Raw genomic sequence first — 12,285 nt, 5'->3', positions numbered from 1 at the left:
GTTCCATATTAAAGCCTCTTTTCCAACCACATAGCTCGGGATTGGCGGCAAATTTCACCCCCATTGCTCCCACATCCGTGCTAAGCCAGCCGATGAAAAAGGGGCCCGACGGATGGAATCGGGATCGGAGGGAAAGAGATGACCGACGACGGGAATGGCCTGCCACTTGCGGATAGATTGGCGCGGCACATTCGTACCCTGCTGATCTCGGGCGAACTCACTCCTGGCCAGAGGCTGTCGGAAGCAAGCTTCAGCGAGCGCTTCGACGTCTCGCGCAATTCACTTCGGGAAGCCTTCCGCCTGCTCACCAAGGATGGCCTGCTTCGCCATGAAGCCAATCGCGGCGTGTTCGTCGCTGTCCCCAGCATGGCCTCGATCATCGACATCTACCGGGTGCGCCGAATGCTGGAATGCGGGGCGCTCCGCCAAGCCTGGCAGCAGCATCAGGCCATCAAGGTGATGCGCAAGGCGGTGGACATGGCGCGGCAGCAGCGTGAAAAGGGCGACTGGGTCGGTGTCGGCAGCGCCAACATGATCTTTCACACAGCCATCATCGACCTTTCCGACAGCGTGCGGTTGAACGAGTTCTACGAGCGGATTTCGGCGGAACTACGACTTTGCTTCGGTCTTCTCAACGATCCCGAGCACCTGCATGCGCCGTTCGTCGACATGAACGACGCCATCGTCACCCTGCTTGAGGAAAACAAGCCCCACGAGGCGGCAGAGCAGATGGAAATCTATCTCAACCTTGCCGAACGGACGATGCTGAAGGCACTCGAGCGCGCCTCCGAGCAGGTGTGACAAGAGCGGGAAGAACGCCTGAAAATCAGGCGCTTACGTCCGCTCCAGAATAGCTTCCGCCGCTTTTTCGGCAATCATGATCACCGGTGAGTTGGTGTTGCCGGAGACGATCGTCGGCATGATCGAGGCATCGACGACGCGCAGCCTGTCGAGACCGTGCACGCGCAGCTTGGCATCCACGACGGCCATCGGGTCGCTGCCCATCTTGCAGGTGCCGACCGGGTGGAAGATCGTGGTGGCGATATCACCGGCGCGCTGGATCAGTTCCTCGTCGCTGGCAAATTCCGCACCGGGCAGCATTTCCTGCGGGCGGAAGCGCGAAATCGCCTTCGTCTGCATGAGGCTGCGGGCATGGCGGATGGATTTTGCCGCAAGCAGCCGATCGCCCACCGTCGAAAGGTAGTTCGGCCGAATTTCCGGCGGCAAGGCCGCATCGCGTGCCGTCATATGGACCGTGCCCCGGCTTTCCGGCCGGAGGTTGCAGACGGAAACCGTGACCGCCGGGTAGCGATGCAACGGCTCTCCGAGCCGGTCGGTGCTGAGCGGCTGGACATGGTATTCGAGATCGGCGGTCGCGACGGCCGGATCGCTCCTGGCAAAGATCCCGAGCTGGCTCGGCGCCATGGAGAGCGGGCCGGACCGGTTGATTGCATATTGCAGGCCCATGCCGGCGCGGCTCAGAAGATTGTGGTAGAGCTGGTTCAGCGTGCGCGCGCCTTCGATCTTGAAGACGGTGCGGATCTGCAGGTGATCCTGAAGGTTCTCCCCGACCCCCGCAAGCGCATGATGAAGCGGAATGCCAAGCGCCGCCAGCAGGTCCGCCCTGCCGACACCCGACAGTTCGAGGATTTTCGGCGAGTTGATCGCCCCCGCCGAAAGGACGACCTCGCGCGACGCGCGGGCAAGGCAGACACGACCGTTCAGGCGGAAACGCACGCCGGTCACGACCTTGCCGTCGAATTCCAGCCGCTCGGTCTCCGCACCGGTCAGGACGCGCAGGTTCTTGCGCTTCATGGCGGGGCGCAGGAAGGCCTTCGTCGTGTTCCAGCGCAGGCCGCCGCGCTGGTTGACCTCGAAATAACCGGAGCCCTCGTTGTCCCCGTCGTTGAAATCGTCGGTCTTCCGGATGCCGAGTTCTTCGGCCGCATCGCGGAAGGCGTCGAGAATCGGCCAGGAGAGGCGCTGGCGCTCGACGCGCCATTCGCCGCCCGCGCCATGCATGGCGGACCCGCCGCGATAATTGTCTTCCGACTTCAGGAAATAGGGCAGCACATCGTCCCAGCCCCAGCCGGCATTGCCGGACTGCCGCCAGCCGTCATAGTCGGCCGCCTGGCCGCGCATGTAGATCATCCCGTTGATCGACGAGCAGCCGCCCAGCAACTTGCCACGGGGATAATTGAGCGAGCGACCGTTGAGGCCCGCCTCCGCCGCCGTCTTCATCATCCAGTCGGTGCGTGGATTGCCCATGCAGTAGAGATAGCCGATCGGCACATGGACCCAGTGATAGCGATCCGAACCGCCCGCCTCGAGGAGAATCACCCGGTTCTTCGGATCAGCCGACAAACGATTGGCCAGGACGCAGCCGGCCGAACCGGCACCGACGACGATGAAATCGTAAGTGCCTTCGTCTGCCGGCGTCTCATTGACATGCCTGTTCACGCCGCAACTCCCGCTGCCATGGTTTGCGATTCCGACAATCGCCGCCAGAGCGGCGTCATCGCCTCGGCGATATCGTTATAGAGTGCGTAGCGCCGGTTGTAGTGGGCGGCAAGTGCGACGTTCGGCTTGTAGTGCCGCTCGACCCGCACCATGGCATCCGCGCCTTCCGTGAAGTCGGCAAACAGGCCGACACCCGTTCCCGCCGCAATCGCCGCGCCGAGCGCGCCCGTTTCGCGCGAGACGGCGACACAGACGGGCACGCCGAGCGCATCGGCGAAAATCTGCGGCCAAAGCCGGCTGCGCGAGCCACCACCGGACAGGACCGCCTCCTCGAAACGCGCCCCCGCCTTGCGGATCGTCTCGATGTGCTGGCGATGGCCGAAGGCAACCCCTTCCAAAAGAGCACGAACCAGATGGCCCTTGCTGTGCCAGCCGGCAATGCCGTAGAAGCCCGCCCGCGCATGGCCGTCCTGCTGGGCGCCGTAGAGATAGGGATGGTAGAGCGGATCGTCCGCCGCGGGCTCGATCGCCGCCGCCAGCGCGCAGCAGGCGTCGAAGGGCGAGACATCGGCCTGGTGATCGCCCTCGATGAACTCCCGCACCAGCCATTCGAGATTGGCCGCCGAGGTGGCGCTGTTTTCCATCGCCATGTAGCGGGTGCGATCGAAGGTCGAGGACATGAAGACGGGGCCGTCGAGAACGGGACTGTCGATGATGACCTGGTTGACGCTCCAGGTGCCGGCGATGATCGAGGCGCTGCCGGTGCGCGAGACGCCGGAGCCGAGCGCCGAGGCCACAACGTCGAACAGCCCGCCAACAACAGGCGTTCCGGCTGCAAGCCCGGTTTCCCGCGCCACCTCTTCCGTCACCCGTCCGGCGATGTCGGCACTTTCGATGAGCCTCGGCAGGAGGTCCATGCAATCGCCAAGGCCATAGGCCTCCATCAGCGCCCCGTCGTAGCGCCGGTTGGCCAGATCGAGCAGGCCGGCGCCCGACATGTCCGACATCTCGCTGACGCGCTCGCCGGTCAATCGGTTGACCACGAAATCCTTGGAAAAGAACACCGTGCCGATACGCCGGAAGACCTCTGGCCGGTGGCGTTTCAGCCAGGCAAGCAGGGTCGGCGTCTGCGAGGGCCAGGGACGCTGGCGGGCGATGGGATAGACCCGCTCGCCGACGCCGGCCGCCGCCCATTCCTCGACGAGGCCAGTCGCCCGCGTATCGAGCGACTGGATACCGATGAGCGGCTCGCCATCCCGGTCGAGCGCATAGAGCCCGTTGCCATGCCCGGCGCAGCCGATGGCGGCGATATCGCCTGCCGCAATCCCCGCCTTGTCGAGGCAGGTGCGGATGACGCGCCGGGCATTGGCCCAGAGTTCATTCAGGTCACGCTCGACATGGCCGGGGCACGGCATGCGGCTATGCCCCTCCTCCCCCGCATAGGCCAGTTCCCGGCCTGTGCGGTCGAAGATCACCGCCTTGATGACGGTGTTGCCGGCGTCGAGCCCCAACAGATACTCTCCCATTCGCAACCCCTCCCAAGGTTGGTGTCGTCTGTCAGCCCTGCTGATAGACCGCAAAGGCTTCCTCGCCGCTCGCATCCCTATGAATGATCGCCATCAGCCCGCGAACCACCGCGCCCGGATTTGCATGCTGATAGATGTTGCGCCCGTAGACCATGCCCATTGCGCCCTGCTGCATCAAGGCGGCGGATTTGTCGAACACGGCGCGAAGGTCCTCCTTGCCGCCGCCGCGCACCAGCACCGGGCAGCGCGCAGCCTCGACGACACGGTGGAAATCCTCCGCATTGGTCGTCGGGTCGGCCTTGACGATATCGGCGCCCATCTCGCGGGCGAGCCGCGTCAGGGTAACGATCTTGTCGGCATCGCCGTCGACCATGTAGCCGCCGCACTCCGTGACGGGCTGCATGACCAGCGGCTCGATCATCAGTGGCATGCCGTATTTCTCGCAACCGGCCCGCACGCGCGCGATGTTCTGCACGCACTGGCGGAAGAGATCGGGCTCGTCCGGCAGCATGAAGAGGTTGACCACGACGCAGGCCGCATCCATCTGCAAGGCCCCGATCAGCGGTTCTTCCTCGTTCTGCAGCACGGCCCACATGTCGCGATGACGGATGCGGTTATAGGGGTTGCCCATGTCGATGCGCATGACGAGCGCCGGCTTGTCCTTGCCGGGGATGTCCTGCAACAGGTCGGCCTGGCCGTAGTTCATCTGGATGGCATCGGGCCTGGCATCGACCAGCGTCTTCAGAACGGCGGGCATGTTCTCCAGCCCGTCGAGGAAGGACGGCTCGTTGCATACGCCGTGATCGATCGCCACGTCCAGGCAACGGCCGTTGCCGAACAGCCGGTTCATCCGGACCTTGCGGGTGTCTCGCATAGTTCACTCCTTTGTTCATTCCTTGCGGAAAGGGTTTCCTCCGCGACGCCGTGGCGCTCGCGCATGAGGGTGAGAAATCGGGTGCGCTCTTCGGCCCGTCGCGGCGGCGTCCAGGCCTTTTCCGTGACCATGAGATCGAGAACGGCCTCGCCCATGGCGAGGGAAAGTTCGCCGCTGATGGCGAGCGTCGTGCGGCGCAGCAGCAGGTCGTCCAGATGCTCGACCGCTTCAGTGCGCAGGAGATAGAGCACTTCGCGTGCGCTATAGCCCGCATGGGGCAAGGGGTGATCCGGCCCGGCCGTGACGAAACCTGCAACATCCTCCGCCTCCGTGCCGTAGCGTTCGAAAAGCGTTGCCACGCGGTCGCAAGCAAGTCCGGTCACTGCCGACAGTCCGCTGATCCAGTTGCCGTGGTCTTTCGGAAAGGCCCTGCCCCCACCGAACGGACGATCCGCCGTATCGACCCGGCGCGACAGGCCGAGCCGCTCCAGCGCCATATCGGCGGCAAGCTCGCCGAAGGAGCGGAACGTCGTCCACTTGCCGCCGATCATGCAGAGCACCGCCGGCCCGCCGTCCCGGCCTTCGAGCACCGTACAGAAGTGATCACGCGGAATGCGGCCGGTGAAACTGTCCTTGCTCGCCGGAAGCGGGCGCACGCCAGCGAACTGGAAGACAACCTCCTCCGGCCGGATGGTCACGCCCGGCAGCACGAAGGCGAGCGATTGCAGGATGTAGTCGCGCTCGTCCGCCTCGCAGCGCACCGTGCCCGGATCATCGACGCGGATATCGGTCGAGCCGACCAGCACCTTGCCGAGATAGGGGAACAGGATGCAGATGCGCCCGTCCTCGTTCTCGTAGTAGATCATGTGCCCGTCGAGCATGTCGCGAAGCGCCGGATTGTCGACGATGAGGTGCGAGCCTTTCGTGCCACCCATCAGTGGCGCGGGCCGCGCCCCTTGAGGTAACAGGGAACCGTTCGCAATGTCGATCCAGCCGCCCGTTGCGTTGATCACCAAACGGGGCTGGATGGAAAGGGTTTCGCCGGAAACGCTATCGCGCAGCAGGAAGCCGCCCGGCCCCGCCTGTTCGACGGACGCGTAGTTCAACGCCTTGGCATTCTGGCCTGCCGAGAGGCCGTCGCGCAGCAGTTCCATACCGATGCGCTCCGGATGGCTGACCCAGGCATCGAAATAGGTCGCGGAATTGCGGATCGCCGGGTTGAGCGCAGGCCATTTTTCGAGTGTCGTCTTGCGGCCGCGAAACTCGTGCCTGGGCATCAGCGCCCGCTTGCGCGTCAGGAAATCATAGATGCCGAGGCCCGCCTTGATGGCGATGGCGCCGCGCCGGCTCGGACGGCGGGTGAGGCCGAGAAACCGCACGATACCGTTGGCAAGACCGGAGAACGTATCGAAGATAGGCACCGTGGTCGGCAGCGGTGCCACATAGTGCGGCGCGTTGCGCAGCAGCCGGTCACGCTCTACGAGCGATTCCTTGACGAGGCTGAACTCGCCGTTTTCGAGGTAGCGCAAGCCGCCATGGACCATGCGCGAGAGCGCCGCGCTCGCACCGGAGCAGTAATCGGCCTTCTCGACCAGCAGCACGTTGACACCCTGCAGCGCCAGCTCACGAAAGACGCTGAGCCCGTTGATGCCGCCGCCGAGGACGCACACGTCCACGCTCGGGCTCTTGCGGAGCCCGTCCAATGTATCTTTCCGGTTCATGATGGCAGTCCGCTATCCGTCCATATTGGCCAGTTTCGCCGCTACGGCAGTGTCGATGGCCGAAAGGTCATCCGCCCCGAGCCGGAGCATGCCGGCCCGCGCATTGTCCAGCGCCTGCGCCGGGTTCCTCGCACCGCAGAGCGCGAAGGTCACGCCCGGCTGCGCCAGCGTCCAGGCGATGACGACCTGGGCGATGCTCGCGCCATGCCGTTCCGCGACGGGCCGGATCGCATCGGAAAAATCCTTCGCTTTCTGCCGGTTTGCGACGGAAAAGCGCGGATTGTCCTTGCGCTGGTCATCGCCGGCAAAAATGCGGTCCGGCCCGATCGTGCCGGAGAGCAGGCCGAGCGCCAGCGAAGAGTAGCTGAGCGTCGACACGCCGTTCTGAACAGTGAGCGGCAGCAGGTCCGCCTCGATCTTTCGATCGATCATGCTGAACCGCTCCTGGATCGCATCGAGCGACCCGGTTTGGATGTATTGCTCCAGTTCCGTCCGGTTGACGTTGCTGGCGCCGATGGCGCGGATCTTTCCGGCCTTCTTCAGTTCCTCCAGTGCCGCGACGGTCTCCTCGATGGGCGTCGTCGGGTCCTGCCAATGGGTGATGTAGAGGTCGATATAATCCGTGCCGAGACGGCGCAGGCTTTCTTCCACTTCATGGATGATCGCGTCCCGGCCGAGATAGCGGTGGACCGGCTTGCCGTCCTGGTCGAAGAAGTGATTGCCCTTCTGCGTGTGCCAGACAAGACCGCATTTGGTGGCGATCACCGCCTTGTCGCGCCGCCCGGCAAGCGCCTTGCCGACGATCTCCTCCGAGCGGCCGAGACCATAGGCCGGGGCCGTGTCGATGAGCGTCACGCCCGCATCGAGCGAGGCCTGGATGGCGGCGATGGATTCCGCCTCGTCCGTGCCGCCCCACATCCAGCCGCCGATGGCCCAGGTGCCAAGGCCGACGGCCGAGGCGTTGACGCCGGAGCGCCCGATTTGACGGATCAACTGTTCGCCGCTCATGCGGAAAGTCCTTCTTCGGATGCCAGTTCAAGGATACGCGCGCCGGTCGCCTCGTCGGTGACGAGCGTGTCGAGATGGTTGCCGCGCAGGACGCTGAGGATGGAGTCCGCCTTGTTCAATCCACTCGCGACACCGATCTTCGTCGGGATCGAAGCGAACTCTTCCAGCGTCAGCGACACCAGCGCGCGGTTGAGGCTGTAGTCGCAGACCCGCCCCTCCCCGTCGAGCAGATGGGCGAGCAGCTCCGCGCTTGCACCGGAATGCTCAATGGCCGACCGGTCGGTGCTGGAGGACGGATGCAGGTCGTAATAGGTCGAATCCGCGCTCAGGATCGAGCCGATACCGACCACGGCCACTCTTGCCTCCCGCGCCCGCTGGAAGACTTCCGCGACGGAGCGCATGTTCATCAACATCGCCCGCTGTGCCGCATCGTCGGCAAAGAGCGGCGCATGGATCTGCCAGGAGCGCCCGCCGAGCCGCTCGGCCATCAGCGTCGAGACGTGATTGACGTCGGTATAGTGCTTGCCCTGCACGCAGCCTGTGCCCGGGATGACTTCGATATCGAAGAGGCGCTGCGCCTGCAGGCCGGCAACGACAGCGCTGACGCCCTTGCCGCCGGTGATGCAGATCGTGTCGCCGTCGGCGATCTCCTCGAGAAGCAGCCGCGCAGCCGCCTCCCCTACTGCCTGCAGTGCGGTCTGCGGATTGTCCGAGACGGTCGGCACCACGACAGCGCGGCTGATGCCGCCGAGCGCCAGAAGCCGTTCCTCCATGTCGACCAGCGGCTCGACAGGCGACTTGATCTTGATCTCGACGAGGCCGAGTTGGCGGCCGCGCTTGATCAGGCGGTTGACCGTGGCGTGGGAGATGCCAAGCTGGTCGGCGATCTGCGCCTGTGTGAGGCCTTCGAGAAAGTGCAGGACGAGCGCCTGGTGCATCTGGCGGGCGATGACGATCTCCTCGCGCGGCGCTGTCGTTCTGGGTTTCAACTTGGCGATCGGCATGTCAGGCAGCCTTCCGCTTGTGCAGGAAGTGATCGATGGAGACGGCAGCGAGCAGAATGCAGCCCTTGATCATGTCCTGCCAATAGACCGAGACGTTGAGCAGGATCAGCGACGAGGTGACAAGCGAGAGCAGCGCGATGCCGAGGATGGCGCCGAGGATCGTTCCCGAGCCGCCGTTGAGCGATGCGCCACCGATTACCGCCGCGGCGATGATGTTGAGCTCCATGCCGACGCCGAAGGTGGGCGTCGCCGCGCCGAAGCGGGACATGTAGATGACGCCTGCGACACCGGCGAGTGTGGAGCACAGCACCGTCACCCAGAATTTCACCTGGTTGGTCTTGATGCCGGAATAGAGCGCGGCCTTCTCGTTGCTGCCGGTGTAGAAAACCTTGCGGAAGGCGGTCGCCCGGCGCAGCAGGAAATCGAACAGGACGACGACGGAAACGAAGATCAGGATGACATAGGGCACACCGTAGAAGGTGCCCTGCCCCACCGCCTTGAAGCCGGCGGGCAACGTGAAGAGCGAAAGCGGCGTGCCCTTGGTGATGATGAGGCAGAGACCGCGCACGATCACCATGGCCGCGAGCGACGTGATGAAGTGATTAAGCCCGACGACCGTCACGAAGAAGCCCATGATGCCGCCGATGGCGCTACTGGCCAGGATGCCGATCAGCGAGGCCGTCCACGGATCGAGCCCGGCCAGGAAGAGCGAGCCGGAAAGCACCATCGCGAAGCAGACGACGGAGCCGACCGCCAGGTCGATGCCGCCGACGATGAGCAGGATCGTCATGCCGACGACCACGATGCCCTCCACCGAAAAGCTCATCAGCATGGCGCGGAAATTGCCGAGCGTCAGGAAGTGCGGCGAGGCAAAGCTCATGACCAGCCCGAGCGCCAGGATGATTGCGATCAGTCCGGCCTCACGCATCGTGCCGATGCGCTTGAAGGACGATGTTCCCGGCGCGCCTGCCGCCATCGTGTCGATTGCCATTTCCCTCTCTCCCGATTTCTCTTCACGCAGCATGATTTGCCGCCCTTGCCGTACCCAGCCCCGAAGCGAGGCGGATCACGGCCTCTTCCGACATCTCGCCTGCGCTCAGTTCGCCCGCAATATGTCCTTCCCGGACGACCAGCACACGATCGGCAAGGCCGAGCAGTTCCGGCATTTCCGACGAGATGACGATGATGCCGATGCCCGAGCGTGCGAGCTCGCGCAGCAGGCGGTGAATTTCCGTCTTGGCGCCTACGTCGATGCCGCGCGTCGGCTCATCCATCAAGATGACCTTCGGCTTCACGGCCAGTTGCTTGGCGATCGCCACCTTCTGCTGGTTGCCGCCGGAAAGCGATTTGACGGGCGCCTCTATGCCGCCCATGCGCACGCCAAGCCGGCGGGCGAAGTCCTCGGCAAGCGCCGCCTCCGCACGGCTGTTCAACAGGCCTGCGGAATTGGTCAGTGATTTCAGGTCCAGCACTGAAATATTCTGCGCGATGGACAGGTCGAGAAACACGCCCGAGCCCTTGCGGTCCTCGGACAGATAGACGATGCCGGCCTTCACGGCGTCGGCATAGGCATTGATCCTCTGCGCCTTGCCATGCAGGCGCACCGCGCCCGTGCTGCGGGGCCTGAGCCCGCAGATGCCTTCCGCGATCTCCGTACGGCCAGAGCCGATCAGGCCGCCAATGCCGAGGATTTCGCCCTTGCGTAAGCTGAAGCTGACGTTCCGGAAGCGGTCGCCATCGCCGATGCCATCGATTTCCAGGATGGTTTCGCCGGTCGCGTCAGACGCACCGAGCTTGTCGGGATAGAGCTGGGTGATTTCGCGGCCCACCATGCGGCGCACCACATCGTCCGGCGTCACGTCCGCGATGCGGTCGGTGCAGACATAGCGACCGTCGCGGAAGACGGTGACCCGGTCGCACAGCGAGAAAATCTCCGCCATGCGGTGGCTGATATAAATGATCGATATGCCGTTCGCCTTAAGGTCGCGGATGATCGAGAAAAGCTGCTGCGCCTCGGTTTCGGTCAGTGCTGCGGTCGGCTCGTCAAGGATCAGCACGCGGCAGTCGAGCGTCAGCGCCTTGGCGATCTCGACGAGCTGCTGGCTGGAAATCGGCAGGTCCGCCACCTTGCGGCGAACGTCGATGGCGGCAAGCCTGTTCATTACGGCCTGCGCATCGCGCTCAAGCGCGCGGTAGTTCATGAAGGGCATGCGCCGGCGATTGGTCGCCGCCATGAACATGTTTTCGGCAACCGTCGCATCGGGGCAGAGGGCGATTTCCTGATGCACCAGGCCAATGCCGAGCGACTGGGCAACGGCGGGAGACGAAACACGCACCACCTTGCCGTCGACGCGGATTTCGCCTTCGGTCGGCTGGAGCACGCCGGCGATGATGTTCATCAGTGTCGACTTGCCGGCGCCGTTTTCGCCGCAAAGCGCATGGACCTCGCCGCGTTCGAGCGTGAAGTCGACATCCGTCAACGCCTTCACCGCTCCGAAATGCTTGGTCACGCCATGAATGGTGAGCACCGGCTCCGCCATCGTCTTCCTCCCTGTCCGTCCAGACCATCCGCGCCAGAAGGCGCGGATGGCGTTTGTCAGGAGCTTACTCCTCGATGCCCTTGGTGCCGCGGCGCTTCAGGTACTTGTCCCAGTAGAAGTCGTCGGCATTTTCCGCCGTCACGATGGACAGGCCGTTGTCGACGACCGGAATGCTCATCGGGTTGAAGCCGGAGCGCTTGGCGTCGTTCATCGGGTCGATCAGTTCGGGATGCTTGGCGAGCCAGAGCAGCATGAAGCCCATATAGCCCTGCATGCCCTGGTTCGGGTTGATCGAGCCGAAGACTTCGCCCGCCTTGATCATGTCGAGGATGTTGGCGTTGACGTCCGCGCACATGACGAGGACCTTACCGCCGCTTTCCTTGTTGGCCTGCGCCGCGCCGATAGCGGAGTTCGCTTCCGGCATGAAGACAGCGCCGAGGTTCGGATTTGCCTGGATGAGGCTGGAAAGCCCCTGATAGGCCTTGGTCGGATCCTGGTTGGAGGCGGCGCGGCCGACAAGCTTCATGTCCGGCCACTTCTCCTCCATGCGCGCGACGAAGGCGGCAATGCGCTTGTCGTGGTTGTCCTGGCCCGGATTTTCCAGAACCGCATATTCACCCTTGCCGCCCATCTTCTCGGCGATCGCGTCTGCGGCATAGGTGCCTTCGCGGGTATTGTCCGAGGTGATGAAGGAAACGCGCTTGGAAAGCGGCGAGTCGGCCGCGAAGGTCACGACGGCTGTGCCCTGATCGATGGCGCGGTTGATCGGCTCGATGAACGGGTCGGAATTCATCGGATGAACGAGAATGCCGGCCGGGTTCTGTGCGAGCGCCTGGTCGAAGGTGGCGATCTGCTTGTTGACGTCATATTCCGGCGTGCCGGTATATTCCGTCTCGCAGCCGAGCTGCTGGCCCGCCTGCTTGAACATTTCATAGACCGGGAACCAGTATTCGACGCCCGAAACCATGACGTTCATGACATATTTTTCACCCGGCTTGCAGCGGAACGGGTTCTCCGTCTCGGCGGCCGCGGAACCGGCAAAAAGCGTTGCTGCGAGGACCGCCATCGCGGTCGTGCTGAGAAAAGTGCGCAAAAGTCCTCCTCGAGGCCGAAGCCCCTCCCAAAAAGCCCGAGGGCGTCGGAACGACGCCG

At 64.1% G+C, this 12,285-nt stretch carries 10 protein-coding genes; 1 reads left to right on the top strand and 9 read right to left on the bottom strand.

Annotated elements, in window-relative coordinates; translation table 11 throughout:
* Positions 1-138 precede the first annotated feature (138 nt).
* Entirely contained in the window at positions 139-801 is a 663-nt protein-coding gene (locus WA950_RS10185; RefSeq protein ID WP_424551597.1) for a GntR family transcriptional regulator, read from the top strand.
* Between the two features lie 33 nt (positions 802-834).
* On the opposite strand, the gene WA950_RS10180 is transcribed toward WA950_RS10185, so the two are convergent.
* The 9 genes from WA950_RS10180 to WA950_RS10140 all read right to left on the bottom strand — a co-directional run bounded on the left by WA950_RS10180 (position 835) and on the right by WA950_RS10140 (position 12,226).
* Positions 835-2,460 carry a GMC family oxidoreductase gene (locus WA950_RS10180; protein WP_424551596.1) on the bottom strand — a complete coding sequence of 542 codons (1,626 nt, stop codon included), beginning with the start codon at positions 2,458-2,460 and terminating at the stop codon, positions 835-837.
* Entirely contained in the window at positions 2,457-3,986 is a 1,530-nt protein-coding gene (locus WA950_RS10175; RefSeq protein WP_424551595.1) for an FGGY-family carbohydrate kinase, read from the bottom strand. The genes WA950_RS10180 and WA950_RS10175 overlap by 4 nt, the downstream gene beginning before the upstream one ends.
* A 31-nt stretch (positions 3,987-4,017) precedes the next feature.
* Positions 4,018-4,860, bottom strand: coding sequence for a class I fructose-bisphosphate aldolase (locus WA950_RS10170; RefSeq protein ID WP_424551594.1), 843 nt, complete (start codon positions 4,858-4,860; stop codon positions 4,018-4,020).
* Positions 4,833-6,581, bottom strand: a complete 1,749-nt coding sequence (locus WA950_RS10165) for a glycerol-3-phosphate dehydrogenase/oxidase (RefSeq protein WP_424551593.1) — start codon at positions 6,579-6,581, stop codon at positions 4,833-4,835. Before WA950_RS10165 ends, WA950_RS10170 begins: the two co-directional genes overlap by 28 nt.
* 12 nt (positions 6,582-6,593) lie before the next feature.
* A complete protein-coding gene (locus WA950_RS10160) occupies positions 6,594-7,589 on the bottom strand; it encodes an aldo/keto reductase (protein WP_424551592.1) in 996 nt (331 codons plus the stop codon).
* Positions 7,586-8,593, bottom strand: coding sequence for a sugar-binding transcriptional regulator (locus tag WA950_RS10155; RefSeq protein ID WP_424551591.1), 1,008 nt, complete (start codon positions 8,591-8,593; stop codon positions 7,586-7,588). Before WA950_RS10155 ends, WA950_RS10160 begins: the two co-directional genes overlap by 4 nt.
* Position 8,594: 1 nt before the next feature.
* Entirely contained in the window at positions 8,595-9,584 is a 990-nt protein-coding gene (locus WA950_RS10150) for an ABC transporter permease (RefSeq protein ID WP_424551590.1), read from the bottom strand.
* A gap of 22 nt (positions 9,585-9,606) precedes the next feature.
* Positions 9,607-11,133: a sugar ABC transporter ATP-binding protein gene (locus tag WA950_RS10145; RefSeq protein ID WP_424551589.1), complete on the bottom strand. Its 1,527-nt coding sequence runs from the start codon at positions 11,131-11,133 to the stop codon at positions 9,607-9,609.
* A gap of 64 nt (positions 11,134-11,197) precedes the next feature.
* Positions 11,198-12,226 (bottom strand): substrate-binding domain-containing protein, encoded by a 1,029-nt coding sequence (locus tag WA950_RS10140; RefSeq protein ID WP_424551588.1) that lies wholly within the window; start codon positions 12,224-12,226, stop codon positions 11,198-11,200.
* Positions 12,227-12,285 lie beyond the last annotated feature (59 nt).

This window comes from Shinella sp., from assembly GCF_049651085.1.
GTDB lineage: Bacteria > Pseudomonadota > Alphaproteobacteria > Rhizobiales > Rhizobiaceae > Shinella.
This window is presented reverse-complemented; position numbering and strand designations above follow the sequence as displayed.